Origin of the sequence: Streptomyces sp. NPDC127119, from assembly GCF_042677425.1 — a bacterium.
In the GTDB taxonomy this organism is placed as follows: Bacteria; Actinomycetota; Actinomycetes; order Streptomycetales; family Streptomycetaceae; genus Streptomyces.
In genome coordinates, this window is record NZ_JBHXTO010000060.1 from 1 (window position 1) to 21,453 (window position 21,453).

The following is a 21,453-nucleotide window of genomic DNA, read 5'->3' on the forward strand; positions in this document are numbered from 1 at the left end:
GGGTTTGGGGGCCAGCGCCCCCGAGAAGATGCTCATCGCTCACCCCGATGCTCCGGCGTCCAAGGGAACAATCGCCTCTCCCCCCACACCAGCACGCTGTTGATGACCAGCCCCAGGGCCCCCGCCCACACCACCCCCGCCAGCACGTCCCGCGTGCCGTCCGTCGCCAGGCCCGCCTGGGCGATGAAGATGCCGAGCCCTTCCCCGAACCCCGCCAGGATCTCCGTGGCGACCGCCAGGATGAGGGCGACGGCCGCGGAGATGCGCACGCCGGCCGCGATGAAGGGCGCGGTGGCGGGGAGTTCGACGCGCAGGAGGACCGACAGGCGGCCGAAGCCGAACGCGCGCAGGGTGTCCTTGGCCAGCGGGTCGGTCTCGCCGAGGCCGTAGACGGTGTTGAAGAGGATCGGCCAGACGGACGCGTACGTGATGAGGGCGACCTTCGTCTCCGTACCGGACCCCAGCAGCAGGGACACCAGCGGGATCAGTGCGACGGACGGCAGCGGGCGCAGGAACTCGACGACGGCGCGCACCGCCTCGTCGACGACGGGCACGCTGCCGAGGAGAAGGCCCAGCGGTACGGCGATCGCGCAGGCGAGGCCCAGGCCGAGGGCCCAGGCGCGCACGGTGGCGCCGATCCCGTCGAGGAAGAGCGGGTCGCCCGCCAACTCCACCGCCCGTGTGAGGACTTCGGAGACGGGTGGGAGGTAGTCGCGTCGTACCAGGCCCGCCCTGCCGACGGCCTCGCACAGGCCGAGGGCGAGCAGCACACCGAGCGCGCCGAGGAGCAGTTCCTGTCGGCGCCTCACTCGACCAGCAACGTTCCCGGATCGATCGGCTTCTCCAACAGGCCCTGTTCCTGCATGAGTTCGGTGAGGCGGCGCAGTTCGGCCGCGTCCGAGGTCGCCGGGTAGGCGGGCAGCCGGATCGATTCGGCCTGGGCCGCGGTCACCTTGGTGTATTCGGGCAGTTCCTCGCGGACGGCGTCCGGGTCCTGGATGGCGATCTGCGCCGCAGCGGCGATCGCCCGCCGGAAGGCCGCCGCGGTCTTCGGGTTCTTGGAGGCGTAGTCGCCGGTCGTGACGTATCCGCTGATCGGGATGTTCTCGACGGGGGCTGAGCCGCCGTCGACGAGGACGCGGGCGTTGAGCTGCTTCTGGATGGCGCTGTTGAAGGGTTCGACGGCGTGCACGGCGTCGACCTGGCCCTTCTCCAGGGCGACTCCCATCTGGGGGAAGGCGATCTGCCGGTACTCGGGGAGGCCGGCGCCCTGTTGGCCGAGGATGGCGTTCAGGGTCAGCGACTGAATGTTGTTGAGGATGTTGACGGCGACCTTCTTGCCCTTGAGGTCGGCGACGCTGCGGATGTCGGAGTCCTCGGGCACGAGTACGTCCATCATGTGCGGCGCGACGCGGGCCCCTTCGGCGAGGATGCGCAGGTCCAGCGTGCCTTTCTCGTGGGCCTGGAGGAAGGTGACGTAGTTCGCGCTCGCGATCACGTCGACCTGGCCCTTGGAGAGGGCGGGCAGTGCCTGGATGGACTGCTGGACGGGCTGGATGCGTACGTCCAGTCCCTCCTTTTTGAACAGCCCCCGGTCCCGGGCGAGATAGAGGGGCGCGTCGTCCGCCAGGGGCAGCGCGGCGACGGTGACGCTCGACCGCTCCAGCCCCTTTCCGTTCCCGTCCTTGCCTGCGTCCGTGTCGTCGGAGTCGCCGCCGCACGCCACGACGGTCATCACCAGGGCGACCGCGAAGGTGATCAGCTTGCCCGTGCTTCCCGCGCGGGAACGGTCTTGGAGCGTCGGCATGGGCGCATGATGACCTGCCGATTGACATGATCACTACACATCTTTGCGCCGTTCCCGGCACTTGCGACCCACGAGGCGCGGGTTGACGATCCGTTGACCTTCAACTTAGGTTTGCCTTACCTAAGTGGTTCTCGCCTCCGAAAGGCCAACTACCCATGAGATCCGCCCTGTTCTCCCGTGCCGCCCGTATCGCCGCCGTCGGGGCCACCGCCGCCGCGCTGACGGTCGGGCTCGCCACCTCCGCCTCGGCCGCCACCGCCACGCGGTCCGTGACGGTGAGCGGTACGACGTACAACCTGTCGCTGACGGCCCCCGACAGCCTGTCCGCCGCCGGGCAGAACGTCACCGTCTCCGGCAGCGGCTACAACACGCTCCAGGGTGTCTACGTCGGTCTGTGTGTGATCCCCGAGGGTGTCGAGCCGGGCAACCCGTCGACGTACACCTCCCGGCCGACCCCCTGCCTGGGCGGCGCCGACCAGTCCGGTACGACGGGTGCCTCGCACTGGGTGTCCAACCTCGGCGGCGGCACGGTCGCCAACAGCTCCGCCTACGGCACCGGCGGCTCGTTCGGCGTGAGCGTGCACGTGAACCCGAACATCGCCGCCGGCACCGTCTGCGGCACGGACGTCGACTGCGCGATCGTGACGCGCGCCGACCACACGGGCAGCAGCAACCGCTCGTACGACGTCTACCTCCCGGTCACCTTCTCGTGACCGCGCCCCTCAGAACCCGGGGGCGGAGCGATGTGCTCCGCCCCCGGGCGGCGGGCGCCCTGGCCGGCATCACGGCGGTGGTCCTCTCGGTCGTCGCGGTCGGCACGCCCGCGGCCGGCGCCGACGACCCGCCCGCGGCCGACGGGTACGAGCAGACGGCCCGCCTCACCACCGTCGGCAAACCGCTCGACCTGCTGCTGCACCCCGGGTCGGACAAGCTGTACGTCGGCTCCGACACCGTCGCCGGTACACCGGACGGCAGCCTGGCCGGGGTCTACGCCGTCGACCCGGCCTCCGGCACCGTGCTCAGCTGGGTGAAGACATCTCCCGGCAGCACGGGCGCGCCCGCCCAACTGCCGGGCAAACGCCTCGCCGGACCGCTGCCGGGCGACGGGGTGCACTACCTCGTCGGACTGCGCGGGATCGCCGCCGCAAAGGACGGAGACGCGTCGGGAAGCGGCGGCTGGCTCACCGGTACATCGATCACGCAGGCCAAGTCCGGTGCGAAAGCCGGCACGGTGGTGATCGTACGCGGGACGAAACTGGAGGAGGTCGCCGTCGGCGGGACGACGGTGACCGTGGAGCGTTCCCTCACCCTGCCGGCCACCGGCGGCCCGCTCGCCGTGGACACCGCGGCCGGGCAGATCTGGGTGACGGACAACACCAACGGCGTGCTGCGCAGGGTCGGTTCGGCCGACTTCGCGCCGGACGGCAAGGAGATCGCGCTCGGCGCCGGAGCGGCGGTGTCCTTCCTGGAGTGGGACACCGGGCGCGGGGTGCTGTGGGCGGGGCGCGGGACCGTACTGGAGGCGTACGACATCGCCTCCGGGAAACTGGCCGCCTCCTTCGACGCGAAACCGGGCGACACCATCGCCGATGTCGCCGTGGACCCGCGCTCCGACCGGGCGTTCGCGGTGTGGCAGGACTGGGGCAACCCGCCGGAGGAGGGGGACGGCGTGGGGCAGCTCGCGGTGTACGACACGGCGACGCTCAAGGATCTCGACCTGGGCGCCGAACTGCCGGGTGTCAACGGCCAGTTGGGCAGTTCGTCCGTCGCGGTGACTCCGGGTGGCGACGCGGTGTTCGTGGCGAGTCCCTCGGACGCCTCGCTCACCGTGTTCAAGGCGCCGGTGCCGCCGACCCCCTCGCCGACACCGACCCCGACGGACCCGGAGTCCCCGCCGCCGTCGCCCGATCCGACGCCCGGCGACACGGACCCCGCCCCCGACCCGAGTGACGAACCGACCGACCCGTCCGACTCGGGCACCACGGTTCCCGTCGACGGTCCCGCGGACGACGACAACAGCGCGGGCGGCACGGTCGACATCGGTGACACGAGCGGCGGAGCGGGTACGACCGGTGGCTCGGTGAGCGGTGGCTCGTTCGGCACCACCGGCGACGGGTCGCTCGCCTCGACCGGCTCCGACCTGCTCCTGCCCGCCGCCGCGGGCACCGCCGCCCTGCTCGCCGCCGGCACCGCCGCGATCCTGTGGCGCCGGCGGACGAACGGACGGCTGGAGCCCTGAGGGCGGACGGGCCATGGAGGGCAGGGGCGCAGTTCCCCGCCCTCCATGAGCGCGGGGAACTGCGCGGCCGGCCCCCACCGGCCCGCGGACGGAGGCTGTCGGGTCGGCCGTGTCAGTGCTGCTGAGCCTTCTGCGGTGTGGCCTCGCTCGGCCGCACGACGACGAATCCCTCCCCCTGGAGCATCAACTGCACGGCCTCGCCCGAGCCGCCGCGGATCATCGAGCCGATGGACTGCGAACGGTGCAGCGAGGTCTGGAGGTTGGCCGTCCAACCCACCACCGCGTCCGTGTCGACGTACACCGGCCACTGCGGTGAGACCGGGATGACCAGCGGGTTGCCGTCGCAGACCAGTCCGAGCCTGCCCTGTCCGGTGAAGACGCTGTTGAACAGGCCGCCGCCGGACATGCCCGCGCCCTTCACCGTCTTGATCTCGTACTTCAACGAGGCGTCGAAGCACAGGATGTTGCGGCCGTTGACGGTGAAGACGTCATCGGGGTCGATGTCGATGATGAAGCAGTTCTGCGCCTCGTGCGCGAACCACGCCTCCCCCTGCCCGCGCACCGCCATGAGCGGCAGGCCCTCGCCGGTCATCGCACGCTTGAGCATGCCGCCGACGCCCTGGCCCTTGCGCTCGAACTGCAGACTGCCGCGGTAGGCGATCATCGCGCCCTGCCGGGCCAGCATCTCGCCGTTGACGGCGTACCTGATCGACTTGGCGTTCTGCACGCTCATGCCCGCGGTGGCGGCCGGCTGCACCATGTACTCGCTGGAAAACAGATCACCCTTCATCCGGGCATCCTGTCCCGCGAGGCTTCGGTTGCACCATCCCTCAACAGGAGAAAAGGCGCCGCCGAAAGTATGCGCCCGCCCGGCGAAAGGCAGGGGCGGCCGACACCCGCTCGCGTCGGCCGCCCCTGCGGGGCCTTTCGGCCCCACCCTGTGGGGGGTGGCATCGGTTCCCGGTCAACCGTCCACCGGCTGTGCGCGGCGACCGTTCAAGGTGTTACCCACGGTTCGGACGTGGCCCGAACGACGATAGGCGGCATCCCCGCCCCCCGATACGGGGAAAACCCTCGATCCCGCGACCCGGAACCCTGGCCCTCCCCTAGGGCCTGCCCTCCGCGGCGCCGCCGCCCGCCGCCGAGCCCGTCACCGAACCCGTTGCTGCGCCCGTCAGGATCGCGCCCGCGACCACGTCGAAGAGATGGTCGGCGCGTGACGCGAGCGAGGGCTGGTCGCCGAGCCAGGCGAGCGCCGCGATCAGCGCGAACAGATCGGTGCCGTCGAGGTCGCCGCGCGCCGCGCCCACGGCCTGGGCGCGGGTGAGGAGCCGCGCCCCGGCCGCGCGCAGGGTGACGCACGAGGCGTGGAGCGCGGACCCGGTGTCCTCGATGGCGGCGGCCATCAGCACGGTCACACCCCGGTACTCGGTGGTCCATCCGACGCAGTCGCGCAGCCACGAGACGAGAGCGTCCTCGGGCGCGTCCGACGTTTCGAGGGCGTCCGCCTTCGCGGTCAGCTCCTCGAAACTCGTGTGGAGCAGGGCTTCGAGGAGCGCCTCGCGCGTCGGGAAGTGCCGGAGCAGCGTCGCGAGCCCGACGTCCGCCTTGCGTGCGATGTCGCGCAGCGACACGTCGACACCCTGCTCGGCGATGGCGGCACCCGCCACCGCGAGCACATGGTCGCGGTTCTTCCTGGCGTCGGCGCGCACCTGTCCCCCTTGACTATCCGGACCAGTGGTCCATATATTCGGATCAGTGGTCCAGTTATCTGGATCGCTGATCCGGATAAGTCTATCCCGCGACATGGACAGGGGAAAATGATGCCTGCGCGTACGACCGCACACACGATGAGGGCGATCCGGCTGCATGAGCACGGCGGCCCCGAGGTGCTGCGCCACGACGAGGTGCCGGTGCCCGTGCCGGGGCCGGGCGAGGTACTCGTCCGTGTGCACGCGGTCGGCGTCAATCCGCCGGACTGGTATCTGCGCGGCGGACTGACCAGCGTGCCCGGGGAGCCGGATTCGACGATCAGCCTGCCGGTGATCCCGGGGACGGACGTCTCGGGCGTCGTCGAAGCCGTCGCCGCGGACGTGGCCGGCCTCGCCGTGGGCGACGAGGTCTTCGGGCTGCTGCGGTTCCCCGGTTTCGACGGCCGCGCGTACGCCGAGTACGTGGCCGCCCGTGCCTCGGACCTCGCACGCAAGCCGGCCGGAATCGACCATGTGCACGCCGCGGGGGCGCCCATGGCCGGGCTGACGGCGTGGCAGTTCCTGATCGAGGTCGGGCACGATCATCCGTCGCCCTTCCAGGAGGCGCGGCACCGTCCGACGGCGCTCGGCGCGGGCACGACGGTGGTCGTCAACGGCGCCGCGGGCGGCGTGGGGCACTTCGCGGTGCAGCTGGCGAAGTGGAAGGGGGCGGACGTCGTCGCGGTGGCATCGGGCGCGCACGCATCATTTCTGGGCGAGCTGGGCGCCGACCGGTTCATCGACTACACCACGAGCCGTCCCGAGGAACTCGTCCACGACGCCGACCTCGTCCTCGACACCGTCGGCGGTCCCCACAGCAGCCGCTTCCTGCGCACACTCAAGCGCGGCGGCGCCCTCTTCCCGGTGTTCCTCGGCGAGTTCGACGACGAGGAGGTCGCGAAGCTGGGCGTCACGGTCTCGACCGCGCAGGTCCGCTCGGACAACGTGCAACTCGCCGAACTGGGGCGCCTGCTCGACGCGGGCACGGTGCGCGTCGCGATCGACAGCACGTACCCGCTCGCGGATGCCCGCGCCGCGCACGAACGCGCCGCCCGAGGCCACATCCGGGGCAAGATCGTGCTCACGGTGGCCTAGAGGGACCCCGATCCCGATCCCGGGAGCCGACCGGACGGCCGCCGTCGCCGGTACGAGCACACCCGGCCCGTACGTGCCGGGCCCCGGGGTGCCTCAGACGCTCTCCGGCGCGCGGGCGTCGTCGTCGGCCGCGAGGAACTGCGTGGCGGCGAGTTCGGCGTACAGCGGGTCGCCCGCGACGAGTTCGCGGTGGGTGCCCACGGCCCGTACGCACCCGGCGTCCATGACCACGATGCGGTCGGCCATGGTGACGGTGGACAGCCGGTGGGCGACGACCAGGACCGTGGTGGTCAGGGCGACATCGGCGACCGTGTCGCGCAGCGCGGCCTCGTTGACCGCGTCGAGCTGGCTGGTGGCCTCGTCGAGGAGCAGCAGCCGGGGCCTTCGCAGCAGGGCGCGGGCGATGGCGACGCGCTGGCGCTCACCGCCGGAGAGCTTGGTGCCGCGGTGGCCGACGAGCGTGTCCACGCCCTTCGGCAGCTTCTCGACGAGGCTGTCGAGCCGGGTCGTCCTGAGCGCGCGGAGCAGTTCCTCCTCGTCGGCGTCGGGGTTGCCGAGCAGGAGGTTGTCGCGGAGGCTGCCGGAGAGGACGGGTGCGTCCTGCTCGACATAGCCGATGGCCGACCGGAGCCCGGAGACGTCCCACGCGGTGAGGTCGCGGCCGTCCAGCGCGATGGTTCCCCGGTCGGGGTCGTAGAACCGCTCGATGAGTGAGAACACGGTGGTCTTGCCCGCGCCCGACGGCCCCACGAAGGCGGTCATCCCGCGCGGGGGTACGGCGAAGGTCACGCCGTGGTGGACGTACGGCAGGTCCTCGGCGTACCGGAAGCGGACGTCGTCGAAGGCTAGGGAGGCCGGTTCGGCGCCGGGGCCGGGCAGCGGCGCGGGCTCGGTGACCGGTTCGGCGGGCAGCCCGCGCGCCTCCTCGATACGGGCCAGGGCGGCCGAGCCCGTCTGGTACTGGGCGACCGCGCCGACGACCTGCTGGATCGGCGACATCAGGAAGAAGACGTACAGGAGGAAGGCGACGAGTGTGCCGATGTCGACGGCCCCGGTCGCGACCCGCGCGCCGCCCACGGCGAGGACGGTGATGAACGCGATCTGCATCGAGAGCCCGGCCGTGTTCCCCGCGAGCGCCGACCACTTGGCGGCCCGCACGCTCTGCCGCCAGGACTCCTCGGCCGCCGCGTGCACGATCCGCTCCTCGCGGTGCTCGGCGCCGGACGCCTTGATGGTCCGCAGCGCGCCCAGGGTCCGCTCCAGCGAGGCGCCCATCGCCCCGACCGCGTCCTGGGCCCGCCGGCTGGCCCGGTTGATGCGCGGCACGATCACGCCGATCACCGTGCCCGCGCCGACGACCACGCCCAGGGTGACGGCCGTCAGCACCGGGTCGACGAACCCCATCATCACGAGCGTGGCGAGCAGGGTGAGCCCGTGCCGAACCCCACCAGCGAGTCGGTGGTGACCTCCCGCAGCAGGGTGGTGTCCGAGGTGATCCGGGCCATCAGGTCCCCGGGCTCGCTCTTGTCGACGGCGGATATCCGCAGCCGCAGCAGATGCGAGACGAGCCCCCGCCGCGCCCCGAGCACGACGGACTCGGCCGTGTACCGCAGCACGTACGAACCCAGCGCGCCGATCATGGCGTTGGCGACGACGAGCCCCGACATGGCCAGCAGCGCGCCGGTGATCGCCCGGTCCCGGCCCAGGTCGTCGATCAGCGACCTGGCCACCAGCGGCAGCGCGAGCCCGGCGGCCCCGGTCAGCAACGACAGCACGGCACCGAGCAACAGCGTCCAGCGGTACGGGCGTACGTAGGCGAGGAGCAGCCGCCACGACGGTGTGGCTGCCGGGTCGGGCGGCTGGGACTGCGGCACGGTACTCCCCCTGGAGTGGACGGTTCGATGAAGTATCGCCGATGCCACGGACAGAGCCGCAGTCCGTTCGCGCCGGGCGGAGGCGACGTAACGTGACGCGGATGAGTGCAGTTGCCCCCGAAGAGCCGGCCTGGCGCCGGCGTGCCGTCGAGCGGTCCACGCGCGGCGCCGGCCGGCCCACGCCCACCGCCCGGGTGCGCGCGGTCCAGCGTGCGCAGCGGTTCGTGGACTCGGCGCACGCGCTCGTCGACGAGAAGGAGACGATGGAGTTCACCGTCCAGGAGGTCGTGGACCGCTCCCGGCAGACCCTGCGCAGCTTCTACGAGCACTTCGACGGCAAGCACGAACTGCAGCTGGCCGTGTTCGAGGACGCGCTCTCCCGGTCGGCGGCCGAGATCCGGTCGGCCGCCGCCTCCGTGGACGATCCCCTGGACGCGCTGCGCCTGGCCGTCGGGACGCTGTACGAGCAGGCGCACCCCGGAACCGGCGTCCGGCGTGCGCTGTTCAGCGACTTCGGGCCGCGGCTGCTGCTGACGCACCCTGCGCAGGTGGCGACCGCGCACCTCCCGCTGCTCGCGGTGTTCACGGAGCTGGTGGAGCGGGCCGCCCGCGCCGACGTGGTCCCCGCCGGGGCGCCCGGCCGTCGGGCGGGGCTCGTCGTGCAGACCGTCATGTCCGCCGCGCGGGCCCACCGCGTGCCCGCCGACGGCGACATGGCCACGGCGACGGCGAACGCCGAGGAGGTCTGGCGGTTCTGCCTGGGCGGGCTGGGCGGCCCCTACGACGTCCGCCCGGCCCCCTGACCGCCACCGCCACTGTCACCGCCATCGGTGGCGGTCAGCCGCAGCACGCTCCCCTCGCCGTTCGCCGAGACCAGCAGGGTGCCGTCAGGAGCCACGGCGAGACCGGCGAAGGCGCGGGGCGAACCGGGCATGCCCTCGGCGAACAGCGCGGGGTCGGCGCGGGTGATGCCCGGCGGCAGACCGACCGGGAGGCTCTCGGCGTCGATCCGGCTCTCCCCCGTACTGAGCGAGACCGCCCGCAGACACCGGTCCCGCGTGTCCACCGTGAACAACTCGCCGCCGCGCACGGCGAGACCCTGCGGCGCGCCCAGCCCTTCGGCCAAGGTCACGGCAACCGCCTCGCCGTCACCACCCTCGCCGTCGCCATCGCCTTCGCCGTCGATGCGGAGCACCGCCCCGAGCCGGTCGTCGCTGACGTAGCAGCGGCCTTCGGCGTCGAAGGCGACGTCCACGGGATGCCGTAGCCCTGCGGCCACTGTGGTCACGGCGTCCGTCCCGTCGATGCGTACGACCCGGCCCGCGCCCGTCTCGGCGACCACGAGCGACCCGTCCGGTGCGACGGCGATCCCGGTGGGCCGGTCCAGCCCCCGTACCCGTACGCGTGTGGTCCTGCGCACGGGGTCGTACGTACGGATGTCGCCGTACTGCGAGGCGAAGTGCAGGAGCCCGTCGTCGGCGGTGACGCCGTGCACGAAGGTCTGGAGTTCATGGGTGAGCACGCCGCTTGAGTCGCCCGCACCGGAGTCGCCGGGGCTCGCGAGGCGGTAGTGGTCGGCCGCGTACACCGTGCCCCGCAGGTCGACCGTGACCCCGAAGGGGCCGCTGAGGCCCCGGGGGACGATCTCCCGCGTGCGGCCGTCCTCGTGCATCTCGGTGACGCCGCCGCTGCCGAAGCTGGAGACGTACATGCGGTTCTCCGCGTCGAAGGCCGCGTTGTCCAGTCCGACGACACCGCTGACGACGACCGAACGCGCCCCGGTGGCCAGGTCGACACGGGTCACGATGCCGGCCGGACCGCGGGAGAGGACGACGAGGACGCCTCCCTTGTCGAAGCGGACCGCGACCGGGTCGTCGACGTGCTCGGCGAACAGTTCGGGCAGGCCCCCGTCGGGCGGGATCCGCCAGACCTGGTTGCCGATCATGTGCGGGTAGTAGAGGAAGCCGTCCGGGCCGAGCTGCATCGCGTTGCCGAGGGCCAGTCCGTCGGTCAGGACCACCGGCTCGCCGCCGTCCGGGAAGAGTTCCAGCAGGCGGCCGTTCATCCTCATCTCGTTGACGAAGAGCCGGTCGCCCACGCAGGTGATGCCGTTGGGCACCCGCACCTCGTCCGAGACGAGGGTGTACGCGCCGTCGGGGGTACGCCGCCACACGCGTCCCGGCGTCAGATCGGCGATGTACATCGAGCCGTCCGCCCCGAAGGCGAGGTCGTCGGGTGCCTGGACCGGGCCGTCCTGCTCCACGACGACGTCCACGTCCCCGGAGGCGGGGTCGACCGCGCTGATCCGGCCGGCCAGGAACTGTGCCACGTACAGCCGTCCGTCGGGGCCGAAGGTGACGCCGTTCGAACCCCACAGCCGGTTCGGCGGGTTCAGCCGGTCGGTGTGCCAGCGGCGGCTCGTGACCCGCTGCCCGCCGGTGTCGTCGAAGCGGCTGGGGCCCGTCGTCGTCACCGGCCGCATCACCGGCCGCCTTCGCCGTCGACGAGGACGTCGTCCATGCCGCCGTCCGCGCGCCAGCGCCTGAGCAGTTCGTGGAAGGCGACGGGACCGTCGCCGTACGACTCGCTGCGCTGCCGGGGCCTGCCCTCGTTGTTGTAGTAGCCGGGGGTGCACTCGGCCTGGAAGACGTAGAGGTCCGCGGCCTTCTCGCGGATCGTGGCGACCCAGGCGGTCTCGGCCTCGACGGTCGGCTCCACGTACCGCGCCCGGCGTTCGCGTGCCTCGGCGACCACCTCGGCGACGTGGGTGGCCTGTTCGTCGAGGATGTGGACGTAGTTCACGGCACTGGCGTTCTGCAGCGGGCCGAGCTGGAAGAGGTTGGGGAAGCCGTTGCTGTAGAAGCCGTGGAGCGTGCTGGCCCCCTGCCGCCAGTCGTCGGGCAGCCGGGCGCCGCCCCTGCCGTGCACCGGGAGGCGGCCGGAGAGGATGCCCGAGACGCCGACCTCGAAGCCGGTCGCGAAGATGACGCAGTCGACCTCGTACTCGGTACCGCCGACCACGACGGCGTTCTCGGTGATGCGCTCGACGCCGCCGTGGTCGGCGGTGTCCACCAGCGTCACGTTGGGCCGGTTGAACGTGTCCAGGTAGTGGTCGCTGAACGTGGGCCGCTTGCACATGTACCGGTACCAGGGCTTGAGCGCCTCGGCCGTCGACGGGTCCTCGACGACCGAGTCCACCCGGGTCCGGATCTCGTTCATCTTCTGGAAGTCGGCCAGTTCGTTCAGGCGCTCCCGTTCCTCCGTGGGGAGGTCCGCGTAGTTGTTGGTCGGGATGAGGTTCTGCAGCAGCCGGGCGCTGCTGGTCCAGCCGTCGTCCACGAGGTCGTCCCCGGCGGGTGAACCGGTGACGGTCCGCAGGAAGTTGTCCCTGCGGTGCCGCTGCCAGCCCGGTTCGAGCGACTTGGCCCACTGGGGGTCCGTGGGCCGCTGGCCGCGCACGTCCACGGAGGACGGCGTGCGCTGGAACACGTACAACTGCTGTGCGTCGCGGCCTAGATGGGGCACGACCTGGATGGCGGTCGCGCCGGTGCCGATCACCGCCACCCGCTTGTCGGCGAGCCGGTCGAGGTTCCCCGTCGCGTCGCCGCCGGTGTACGCGTAGTCCCAGCGGCTGGTGTGGAACGTGTGGCCCGTGAAGGTCTCGATGCCCGGGATGCCGGGGAGTTTGGCCTGGCTGAGCGTGCCGCTGGAGATCACCACATGGCGGGCCCGTACGCGGTCGCCGCGGTCGGTGGAGACGATCCACTCCGACTCGGCCTCGTCCCAGCGCAGTTCGGTGACCAGGGTGCGGAAGCAGGCTCCGTCGTACAGGTCGAAGCGGCGTGCGATCGCCCGCGCGTGCTGCCGGATCTCCTCGCCCGGGGCGTACTTCCACTCGGGGACGCAACCGACCTCTTCGAGCAGCGGCATGTAGACGTACGACTCGATGTCGCAGTGGATTCCCGGGTAGCGGTTCCAGTACCAGGTGCCGCCGAAGTCACCGGCCTTCTCGATGACGCGGATCGACCCGACGCCCGCCTGGCGCAGCCGCGCACCGGCCAGCAGACCGCCGAAGCCGCCGCCGATGACGACCGCCTCGACCCGGTCGTGCAGGGGCTCCCGGGTGAACTCGGCGCTCTCCACGTACGGATCGTCCGCGTAGAAGCCGAACTCGCCCGCGATACGCCGGTACTGCGCGTTTCCCTCGGGGCGGACACGGCGCTCGCGCTCGGCACGGTAGCGGGCGCGGAGGGCGTCCGGGTCGAACCCGAGCCCGTCCGGCACGGAACCGGGACCGGGGTCGGCACCAGGGGCGGCACCGGGGTCGGGTGTGTCGGACGAGGTGTGGGGGGTGGGGGGCATACCTGTCCTTCTGATGTGTGGGGGGGGACGGCGACCTCTGTGATCACATGCAACCGGAGCGGACTGACAGCTCACAGCCGGTGACCTGACGGGAAGCTGACGTGACCCGGATCACATTCTCTCGCCACGAGGCCACGAGAAGGGCAAGGGGCGCGGGAGGGGCAGGACTCAGTGACCGAGCCGGTAGCCGAAACCCCGGCGCGTATGGATCAGCGGGGGCTGCTCCTGGTCCACCTTCTGGCGCACGCGCGAGACGAGCTTCTCGATCGCGTTGCCCGCCCTGGCCTCCCCCCAGACATGGAGGCAGATCTGTTCCTTCGACAGCACGCGCTCCGCGTTGACCAGCAGATGACGCAGCAGCCGGTACTCGGCGGGGGTCAGGTCGAGCGCCCGCCGGCCGCGCCAGGCCTGGCAGGTGGCGTCGTTGAGTGCGAGATCGCCGTAGCACGGCCCCTGGCTCACCGGCTCACGGCCGCGCAGTAACACATGGGCCCTGGCGAGGACTTCGGAGATCCGGAACGGCAAGGTGACGTAGTCCGCCTGCCCCAGGCCGAGTTCGGGCACCAGGGCCCCCAGCGTCTCGTACGGGGCAAGAAAAAGGACCGGCGGACGGTCGGCCGGGCGGAACCGGCGGCTCTCCCCCAGGCTTTCGACGTCCGGGACCGTCACGTCGAACAGGACCAGGTCGAAGCGGCCCTCCGCCAGCCGCAGCATCCCCTGGGCGCCGGTACGCGCGACGGTCACCCGGTAGTCGGCCAACTCCAGGGTGGTCGTCAGCAGATCGGCGACCGCCGGATCGTGGACCACGACCAGCAGGTGCTGCCCCGCCCCGCGCGCGGGCACGGAGACGGACACGTCGGCGCCGGTCACGTACTCCCCGACGGCGCCGCCCACTCCGTACACCCGGTCCATCTCGTCCATCCCGCGCATCGCACGCACCCCGTCCACGAAGAGCATATGCATCATGCACAATACGTGTCGGATGCATATTTGATGTCATGTCTGATGCCCCTGGCCGCGGGACCGGACGCAAGGCCGGGGCGAGAGTCAGCTCCGGGGAAGGACCGGCGACCGACATGGACAAGCCCACGCACTTGATCGAGTTCGAGACGATGCTGCTCGGGCGGCACCTGTATCTGAACTCGCCCCGGGCCGGCGGTCGCCTCGAACGCAGCGCGTACATCGTGCTCAGCCGCATCCGGATGGAGGGCCCGATGTCCATCGGCCAGCTCAGCGACGCCTTCGGCCTGGACGCCTCCACGCTCAACCGGCAGACCGCGGCCATGCTGCGCGCCCACCTCGTCGAACGCATCGCGGACCCCGAAGGCGGGATCGCCCGCAAGTTCCGTATCACCGCGGAGGGTGAGCGCCGGCTCGACATCCACCGCCGGGAGAGCGTCCAGGGGCTGGAGAGGGTGATGGCCGGATGGGACCCGGAGGAGGTCGCCGCCTTCGCCGCGTATCTCAAGCGGTTCAACACGGACATCGAGAACCTGGACGAGCGGCCCTGGCCGCGTCCCTGACGCCGCACGTCCACCGGCTCCTGACTCCAGCCCTGAACCGGCCCCCGGCTCCGCCCCCGGACCCGCCCTGCCGCTCCGCCCGCGCCCCCGCCCCGCACCCGGCCCGTGGGGCGTTGCGCGTCCCACGGGCCGGGGGAGGGTCAGGCGCCGGTGGCGGAGGCGCGGCGCCTGGTCAGCCACCACGCCCCGCCGCCGAGGACGAGCACCACGGCGATCGCGCCGCCGACGAGCAGCCCCGTGGAGGAGCCGTCGTCGTCCTTCTTGTCCGCGGCCTCGGCGGCCGTGGTCGCGGACGCGGACGACGTCGCTTCGGCCGACGGTGTCGGGCTGGGGGTCGGACTCGCGCTCGGGCCGGGGGCGATGGGGGTCGCGCCCGGCGCCGCGGCCTTCAGCTTCAGGAGCGGGGCGGGCTGTTCCCCCTCCTCCCCGTCCTTGGGCAGTTCGATCCAGCGGGAGATCTCACCGTCGCTGTAGGTCTCCACGGTCTTGAACGCCACTTCGTCGGCGTCCGGGAGCTGCCTGACCTTCACCCGGTACTCGGCGTCGACCCCGGTCTTGAGCGCCGGACCGCCGACCACGTAACCGTCCGCGGTGGCCTTGAGGCTCCAGCCCTTGGGTGCCTTGTCGAGCGACACGTCGGCCGGTGCGATCCCCTTCGGCAGGACGACCCGCATCTCACGGAAGCCCGCGGAGGCGGACTCCGCCTCGGAGACGAAGGTGAGGGTGACGTTCTCGGCGAGGGCCTGCGCCTTGTCGGCCTCGACCTCCGCGTGCGCGGCGGCGGGTCCCGCGAGCGCGAGGACGGCCGTCAGCGCGGCGGCGCCGGTCAGCCCGGCACGGCGAAGGTTCGTGGACACGGACGAGGACTTGGTGAACGTCGTGGGCTTGGGCATGGACGTGGACACGGAGGAACTCCTTGCTGGTGGAACCGGGCGGGCCTCACAGGCCGGACCCGGGTGAAGGGGACGGGCGGGACGGGCGTACGTCCCGGAGGTCCTCTGCGCACCAGCGTGTGTTCCAGTGTGGCAGTCCGCGGTCCCGCCGGGCGGTCGAGGGAACGGGTGGGCGGCGCGGGCGGCGGCTCGTGGACGGCGGCACCACCGGCCGGCAGGAGCCGGGACAGCAGCGACACCGCGAGCGCCCGCAGCGTACGGCCGGCGACCAGGACCGCCGCGACCGCCGCGTCGGCCCGGTGGAGCAGCCAGGCGACCAGGAGGGCCGCGCAGACGTGGGCGGCCGTCATCGCCCCGGCCGCGTGCTGCCAGGCGTGGCCGCCGCCGCCCGCGGCCATCGCGGAACGGCCGGCGTGGGCCATGTGCTCCGTACCGGTGTGGCCCGTGCCGCGGTGGCCGCCTCCGGCGACCGTACTCAGCGCCAGATGCATCGCGCCCTGTGCGGCGAGCGTGCACCCGGCAACCGCGAGCAGTCCCGGGCGGCGGCGGGCGAGGGGGCGTACGGCGACGAACTGCGCGACGGCGAGGGCGGCCACGAACCGCCATGGCACCTGTCCGCCGTCGACCGCGTGATGGCCGACGGCCGCGAGCACACTGCCGACCAGAGCGAACGTCACGGCCCGGACCACGGCCGCCGCGGAACCCGGCCCGGGGCCGACGGCCCGGACCTCGCCCCGCGTCACCCGGTCACCCGGCACTCGCCCGCCGTCCTCCCCCGCGCCCGTCACGTCGCCGAGCGTCGCGTCGCGTCACATCATTTCGTGTCACGGCGCGGCGCGTACGGCGTTCACCTCGTCGCGTACGTCCGCGTCCATGTGGGAGGCGGGCCGGAAGTCGGGGCGCAGCCCCGCTTCCAGGGGCGCGGGGAACTGCGCGACCAGCCCCTGCCGGCCCGCGGACGAACCACCGGGCCCGTCCGGTGTTCCACGCCGGGGAGGCCGCTCAGGCCCCTGCGGCGAGGGACCAGCTCGGGACGCGGCCCGCCAGGCGACACGCGAGGAAGTACAGGGGGATCGGCGGGGTGTAGGGCGAGTCGCCCTCGGGGCTGTGGATCAGCCGGGGTTTCGCGGAGAACCGGCCGCGGCGGGCCCGGGTCCACGACGGGTCGGCCCGGCGGGCGCCGACCGTGTAGGTGACGGAGGGCGGCCAGCTGACGCCGATGTGGGATCCGGCGGGGACGACCCACCACCAGCGCCCGCCGTCCGCGGAGCCGTCGTCGGACTCGTCGGCGAAGACACAGCCGATACGGGGCAGACAGTCCAGGATGCGTTCGCCGTGCTCCCTGGACGTGCCCACCACGTCACACCCCAGACCGGTGCGCAACTGTGCGGGTATGACCAGGCGGATCGGGCGCTGGGACGGGGACGTCACGGTCGTACGCGACCACGGTTCAGGGGCGTGCTGCAGTTCCATGAGGCAGAGATCCTTCGGCCGAGTGGGGGGCGGGCCGGGTGAGGTGCGGGGTGGACACGAGCCCGGAGGAGGCGTGTGCCCGTCTGTCCGACGGCAGGGGGGACGGCGGGGGGACCGTCGTCGGGCGCGCCGGCAGGACGGCCCAGACCACGCGTCCGCAGCCGTGCGCGGTGTCGCGCGTGCCCCAGTCGGTGCTGAGCATGCCGACCAGCATGAGTCCGCGGCCGCCCTGGTCGTCGAGTCGGGCGGTGCGCTGGGCGGGGATCGACAGACCACGGTTCTGGTCCTCGACCTCCAGCTGGATCCGCTGTCCGTCGGAGCGCAGTCTGCACACGATCCGCTCGCTCGCCGTGTGCGTCAGCGCGTTGGTGACCAGCTCGGACGTCACCAGGACAGCGTTGTCACATGCCTCGGGATCCGTGCCCCACGCGCGGAGCAGTTCGGTCACGTTCCGGCGGGCCAGGCCGACCGAGGCGGGGGTCGGGGGCAGGCCGAACACGCCTGACCTGTCGGGTGTCCTGTCGGTTGACCTGTCGGGTGTCCTGTCGAGCGCGCCGTCTGTCGCGCTCTCCGTGTGTTCGTCCGCGGGCAGTCGGCCCAATGGCTTGGGGAGAGAGGGCGGAGCCATCGCCGTTCGCCTTTCGTCTGCCTTCGCACCGGGGGTCAGACCGGTGCCGGTACCGCACGGATCCGCTGCGCCGCGGGGTGCGAACACCCCGTTGCGGACAGTGACGGTGCGCGTGCCGTTCTCCCCCAACTTGGCCGCGCCGTCAGGTCGTTCACCGGGCCGTGACGGTACGCCCTACTGTGACACCTGCCAACATCACCTCGCAACCGGCAAGTTGAAAATTGCAATTCAGCAGGTGCATGCTTCCTCTGTCGAACGGGTGATCGTGACAGACTGCGACCTCGAAGCCCGCTGTGAGGGGGTAAGGCGTGACCGCTGAGACCGACTGGGGTGGCGCGCCCTCCGTCCTGCGCATGATCCTCGGCAGACAGCTGGAGGAACTGCGCACCCGGGCCGGGCTGACGTTCGAGCAGGCCGGTGCGGCGCTCGGAGTCAGTCACTCCACGATCCGCCGTATGGAGGCCGCCAAGGTGGCCCGGCTGCGGCTCCCCGACGCGGAGAAGCTGCTCCAGATCTACGGCGTGACCGACCAGCAGGAGATCGACACCTTCCTGAAGTCGGTCCGTGAGGCGAACAAGCGCGGCTGGTGGCACACCTACCGCGATGTGCTGCCGGACTGGTTCTCCGCGTATCTGAGCCTGGAGCAGGCGGCACTGCAGATCCGCGCCTACGAGGCACAGTTCGTGCACGGGCTGCTGCAGACCGAGGAGTACGCGCGCGCCCTGCTGAGCGCCGGCAACCCGCACGCCTCGGTGGACGCGACGGACCGCCGCGTGGCCCTGCGCATGCGGCGCCAGGAACTGCTCACCAAGCCCTCGCCGCCGCGTGTGTGGATCGTGATGGACGAGACGGTGCTGCGGTGGCCGGTGGGCGGCCCCGAGGTGATGCGCGCCCAGATCGACCATCTGATCGCGCTCAACGCACTGCCCCACGTGACGTTGCAGATCATGCCGTTCGCGAACGGTCCGCACCCGGCCATGCGGGCCGGCGCGTTCCACCTCTTCCGGTTCCGGGCGCGCGAGCTGCCCGACATCGTCTATCTCAGCGGCCTGGTGGGCGCTGTGTACCTGGACAAGGACGACGACGTCGTGGTCTACCGCGAGGCCCTGGACCGGCTGGGCGCCCAGTCGGCGCCCGCCAGAAAGACCGAGGCCCTCCTCGGTGCGATCCGCAAGGAGCTCTGACGTGCACCACCACATACGCAACGGCATTCCGTCCCGCGAACTCGGCAACCGCGGCTGGTACAAGCCGTGGAGCGACGACGCGGGCGGCGCCTGCGTCGAGGCGAAGAAGCTCGGCGACGGCCGGGTCGCACTGCGCCAGTCCACCGACCCCGACGGTCCCGCGCTGGTCTTCACCCCTCGTGAGATGACAAGTTTCCTGGCGGGCGTGAAGGCCGGCCGCGCCGACTTCCTGCTCTGACCGCTGTTCCGAAACTCCTGCTGCTGCTTGAGCGTTCACCGTGAACCGACGACATGATGGGAGATCGGCGTTGCCCGACAACGACGGATGGCCTGCCGACCGGATCGACACCGAGAGCGCGCACTCGGCTCGCATCTACGACTACATCCTCGGAGGCAAGGACTACTACCCCGCCGACAAGGAGGCGGGTGACGCCATGGTGCGGGAGTGGCCCGCCATGCCCGTGCACATGCGGGCCAACCGCGACTGGATGAACCGCGCGGTGCGCTGGCTCGCCGAGAGCGCGGGGATACGCCAGTTCCTGGACATCGGGACGGGCATCCCCACCTCCCCGAACCTCCATGAGATCGCCCAGTCGGTGGCGCCCGAGTCCCGTGTGGTCTACGTGGACAACGACCCCATCGTCCTCACCCTGTCCCAGGGGCTGCTCGCCAGCACCCCCGAGGGCAGGACGTCGTACATCGAGGCCGACTTCCAGCACCCGGAGGCCGTCCTGGGCTCCGCGGAGTTCCTGGAGACCCTGGACCTCGACAAGCCGGTCGCGCTGACCGTCATCGCGATCGTCCACTTCGTGCTGGACGAGGACGACGCGGTCGGTATCGTCCGGCGCCTGCTGGACACGCTGCCCTCGGGCAGTTACCTGGCGATGACCATCGGCACGGCGGAGTTCGCGCCGGACGAGGTCGGCCGGGTCGCCCGTGAGTACGCGGCGCGCGGTATGCCGATGCGGCTGCGGACGATCGGGGAGGCCGAGGAGTTCTTCGACGGTCTTGAGCTGGTCGAGCCCGGGATCGTCCAGGTGCACAAGTGGCACCCGGACGGCCAGGGCGAGGAGGGTGTCCGGGACGAGGACATCGCGATGTACGGGGCGATCGCCCTCAAGGGGTGACGCTGTCGCTGTGAGCAGGTGCGAATCCGGCGTGCAGCCGGGGCTGACCGATCCCGGGTGAAGCCGGCCTGCGGAACCGGCCTGCGGACCGTCCTACGGCATCCGCGGGCCGGTGGGGGCCGGCCGCGCGGTTCCCCGCGCCCCTTCGGGGGCGTCCCTCGTCCCTCATCTCCACCTCAAATCAAAAGCGCACAACTCGGGCCATGCGGTCACTCACTTGACGACCGGGCGTCACACACGGTTGGCTCCGGCCAGCGAAAGTCGGACAGTCGGCACCTCGTCCCGCCGCCCGTCACAGCGACTTGACGCCCCCATCCGCTTGTCGGCCGCACAGCGAGGTGCTGTTCCCCCATGACCCACACTCCCTCCCGCCCCCTTTCCACCAGATCCGCGCGCGGCACCGCTGCCCTCGCCGCCTGCGCCGCCGTCTCCCTGCTCGCGTCCGGCTGTACCGGCTCGGACGGGGCCGACTCTGACGCCACCACGGCGGGCAAGGCGGGCGGCTCCGGGATCAAGGTCGCCCTGATCACCCACAGCGCCCCGGACGACGCGTTCTGGGAGCGGGTGCGCAAGGGCGCCGAGGCCGCCGCCGCCAAGGACGGCATCGATCTGGCGTACCAGAGCGACCCCGACGCCGCGGGACAGGCCAAGCTGGTGCGCGAGGCGGTCGCCGACAAGGTCGACGGCATCGCGGTGACCCTCGCCAAGCCCGAGGCGATGAAGGGCGCGGTGGCCGCCGCCAGGGCGGCCGGCATCCCGGTGGTCGGCCTGAACTCCGGTATCGACGCCTGGAAGCCGGGCGGCCTGATGCAGTACTTCGGCCAGGACGAGAGCGTCGCGGGCCGGGCCGTCGGCGACAAGCTGGACTCGCTGCGCGCCAAGCACGCCCTGTGCGTCATCCACGAGCGCGGCAACGTGGCCGTGGAGGCCCGCTGCGCCGGTGTGAAGAAGACCTTCGGCGGCCGTACCGACCTGGTCTACGTGGACGGCACCGACGAGGACGCCCTGATCGAGTCCGTCGCCGCCGCGCTGCGCCAGGACCCGACCATCGACGAAGTCGTGATGAACGGCGCCCAGTTCGCCCTCGCGGCCGTGAAGTCGGTGAAGGAGGCCGGCAGCAAGGCGAAGATCGCCACGTTCGACCTCAACAACGACATCGTCAAGTCCGTGCAGAGCGGGGACGTCCAGTTCGCCGTGGACCAGCAGCCATACCTGCAGGGATACCTCGCCGTGGACGCGTTCTGGCTGTACGAGACCAACGGCAACGTCAGCGGCGGCGGGGAGGAACCGGTGCTCACGGGACCGGCGTTCGTCACCAAGCAGAACGTCGCCTCGGTGGCCAAGTACGCGGCCAACGGGACCCGCTGAACCCCCTGCGGGACCGCCCGGACGGAGATCGCCTTATAACGGCGATGACAAGGTTTGGGGTACTCACGGTGCGTACGGTCACTTGTACGGATAGCATCCTGCGGACCCCCTGTGTGTACAGGACACGCG

Annotated in this window: 20 protein-coding genes and 1 pseudogene; 9 read left to right on the forward strand and 12 right to left on the reverse strand. The window is 71.7% G+C overall.

What is annotated here, in order from left to right:
* Nucleotides 1–32: 32 nt before the first annotated feature.
* Nucleotides 33–809 (reverse strand): ABC transporter permease, encoded by a 777-nt coding sequence (locus ACFVH5_RS24055; protein ID WP_385835747.1) that lies wholly within the window; start codon nt 807–809, stop codon nt 33–35.
* Nucleotides 806–1,807 carry an ABC transporter substrate-binding protein gene (locus tag ACFVH5_RS24060; RefSeq protein WP_385835748.1) on the reverse strand — a complete coding sequence of 334 codons (1,002 nt, stop codon included), beginning with the start codon at nt 1,805–1,807 and terminating at the stop codon, nt 806–808. The genes ACFVH5_RS24055 and ACFVH5_RS24060 overlap by 4 nt, the downstream gene beginning before the upstream one ends.
* A 155-nt stretch (nt 1,808–1,962) precedes the next feature.
* Between ACFVH5_RS24060 and ACFVH5_RS24065 the strand changes: the two genes are divergently transcribed.
* Together ACFVH5_RS24065 and ACFVH5_RS24070 are read left to right on the forward strand one after the other, a co-directional pair.
* Nucleotides 1,963–2,520, forward strand: coding sequence for a hypothetical protein (locus tag ACFVH5_RS24065; RefSeq protein ID WP_385835750.1), 558 nt, complete (start codon nt 1,963–1,965; stop codon nt 2,518–2,520).
* Nucleotides 2,521–2,552: 32 nt separating this feature from the next.
* A complete protein-coding gene (locus tag ACFVH5_RS24070) occupies nt 2,553–4,046 on the forward strand; it encodes a hypothetical protein (RefSeq protein WP_385835752.1) in 1,494 nt (497 codons plus the stop codon).
* 112 nt (nt 4,047–4,158) lie between these two features.
* Here ACFVH5_RS24070 and ACFVH5_RS24075 read toward each other — a convergent pair whose 3' ends face one another.
* Both ACFVH5_RS24075 and ACFVH5_RS24080 read right to left on the reverse strand, forming a co-directional pair.
* Nucleotides 4,159–4,836, reverse strand: a complete 678-nt coding sequence (locus ACFVH5_RS24075) for an AIM24 family protein (protein WP_385835754.1) — start codon at nt 4,834–4,836, stop codon at nt 4,159–4,161.
* 316 nt (nt 4,837–5,152) lie between these two features.
* Complete coding sequence (locus tag ACFVH5_RS24080; RefSeq protein WP_385835756.1) at nt 5,153–5,758, reverse strand: TetR/AcrR family transcriptional regulator; 606 nt, start codon at nt 5,756–5,758, stop codon at nt 5,153–5,155.
* A gap of 138 nt (nt 5,759–5,896) precedes the next feature.
* Between ACFVH5_RS24080 and ACFVH5_RS24085 the strand changes: the two genes are divergently transcribed.
* Nucleotides 5,897–6,892 carry an NADP-dependent oxidoreductase gene (locus ACFVH5_RS24085; RefSeq protein ID WP_385835802.1) on the forward strand — a complete coding sequence of 332 codons (996 nt, stop codon included), beginning with the start codon at nt 5,897–5,899 and terminating at the stop codon, nt 6,890–6,892.
* Between the two features lie 93 nt (nt 6,893–6,985).
* Here ACFVH5_RS24085 and ACFVH5_RS24090 read toward each other — a convergent pair.
* A pseudogene (locus tag ACFVH5_RS24090) lies at nt 6,986–8,766 on the reverse strand (ABC transporter ATP-binding protein).
* A gap of 101 nt (nt 8,767–8,867) precedes the next feature.
* Here ACFVH5_RS24090 and ACFVH5_RS24095 point away from each other — a divergent pair.
* Nucleotides 8,868–9,569, forward strand: coding sequence for a TetR/AcrR family transcriptional regulator (locus ACFVH5_RS24095; RefSeq protein ID WP_385835757.1), 702 nt, complete (start codon nt 8,868–8,870; stop codon nt 9,567–9,569).
* On the opposite strand, the gene ACFVH5_RS24100 is transcribed toward ACFVH5_RS24095, so the two are convergent.
* The 3 genes from ACFVH5_RS24100 to ACFVH5_RS24110 all read right to left on the reverse strand — a co-directional run bounded on the left by ACFVH5_RS24100 (nt 9,545) and on the right by ACFVH5_RS24110 (nt 14,094).
* The gene (locus ACFVH5_RS24100) at nt 9,545–11,248 is read right to left on the reverse strand and encodes a hypothetical protein (RefSeq protein ID WP_385835759.1); all 1,704 of its coding nucleotides are present in this window, start codon (nt 11,246–11,248) and stop codon (nt 9,545–9,547) included. The genes ACFVH5_RS24095 and ACFVH5_RS24100 overlap by 25 nt on opposite strands.
* On the reverse strand, nt 11,248–13,128 hold the full coding sequence (locus ACFVH5_RS24105) for a flavin-containing monooxygenase (RefSeq protein ID WP_385835760.1): 1,881 nt from the start codon (nt 13,126–13,128) through the stop codon (nt 11,248–11,250). Before ACFVH5_RS24105 ends, ACFVH5_RS24100 begins: the two co-directional genes overlap by 1 nt.
* A 168-nt stretch (nt 13,129–13,296) precedes the next feature.
* Nucleotides 13,297–14,094 (reverse strand): response regulator transcription factor, encoded by a 798-nt coding sequence (locus tag ACFVH5_RS24110; RefSeq protein WP_385835761.1) that lies wholly within the window; start codon nt 14,092–14,094, stop codon nt 13,297–13,299.
* A gap of 110 nt (nt 14,095–14,204) precedes the next feature.
* Between ACFVH5_RS24110 and ACFVH5_RS24115 the strand changes: the two genes are divergently transcribed.
* Entirely contained in the window at nt 14,205–14,651 is a 447-nt protein-coding gene (locus ACFVH5_RS24115; RefSeq protein ID WP_385835762.1) for a MarR family winged helix-turn-helix transcriptional regulator, read from the forward strand.
* 140 nt (nt 14,652–14,791) lie between these two features.
* Here ACFVH5_RS24115 and ACFVH5_RS24120 read toward each other — a convergent pair whose 3' ends face one another.
* From ACFVH5_RS24120 to ACFVH5_RS24135, 4 genes are all read right to left on the reverse strand, one after another.
* Nucleotides 14,792–15,544: a DUF1775 domain-containing protein gene (locus ACFVH5_RS24120; protein WP_385835804.1), complete on the reverse strand. Its 753-nt coding sequence runs from the start codon at nt 15,542–15,544 to the stop codon at nt 14,792–14,794.
* On the reverse strand, nt 15,478–16,221 hold the full coding sequence (locus tag ACFVH5_RS24125; RefSeq protein ID WP_385835763.1) for a hypothetical protein: 744 nt from the start codon (nt 16,219–16,221) through the stop codon (nt 15,478–15,480). Before ACFVH5_RS24125 ends, ACFVH5_RS24120 begins: the two co-directional genes overlap by 67 nt.
* A 325-nt stretch (nt 16,222–16,546) precedes the next feature.
* Nucleotides 16,547–17,017: a hypothetical protein gene (locus tag ACFVH5_RS24130; protein ID WP_384809956.1), complete on the reverse strand. Its 471-nt coding sequence runs from the start codon at nt 17,015–17,017 to the stop codon at nt 16,547–16,549.
* Entirely contained in the window at nt 16,995–17,645 is a 651-nt protein-coding gene (locus tag ACFVH5_RS24135) for an ATP-binding protein (RefSeq protein WP_385835764.1), read from the reverse strand. Before ACFVH5_RS24135 ends, ACFVH5_RS24130 begins: the two co-directional genes overlap by 23 nt.
* A 308-nt stretch (nt 17,646–17,953) precedes the next feature.
* On the opposite strand from ACFVH5_RS24135, the gene ACFVH5_RS24140 reads away from it, so the two are divergent.
* The 4 genes from ACFVH5_RS24140 (at nt 17,954) to ACFVH5_RS24155 (ending at nt 21,324) form a co-directional block, all read left to right on the forward strand.
* Complete coding sequence (locus tag ACFVH5_RS24140; RefSeq protein ID WP_385835766.1) at nt 17,954–18,829, forward strand: helix-turn-helix domain-containing protein; 876 nt, start codon at nt 17,954–17,956, stop codon at nt 18,827–18,829.
* Between the two features lies 1 nt (nt 18,830).
* Complete coding sequence (locus ACFVH5_RS24145) at nt 18,831–19,067, forward strand: DUF397 domain-containing protein (protein WP_107021994.1); 237 nt, start codon at nt 18,831–18,833, stop codon at nt 19,065–19,067.
* Between the two features lie 70 nt (nt 19,068–19,137).
* Nucleotides 19,138–19,956, forward strand: coding sequence for an SAM-dependent methyltransferase (locus tag ACFVH5_RS24150; RefSeq protein ID WP_385835767.1), 819 nt, complete (start codon nt 19,138–19,140; stop codon nt 19,954–19,956).
* A gap of 351 nt (nt 19,957–20,307) precedes the next feature.
* Nucleotides 20,308–21,324: a substrate-binding domain-containing protein gene (locus ACFVH5_RS24155; protein ID WP_385835768.1), complete on the forward strand. Its 1,017-nt coding sequence runs from the start codon at nt 20,308–20,310 to the stop codon at nt 21,322–21,324.
* Nucleotides 21,325–21,453: the final 129 nt, after the last annotated feature.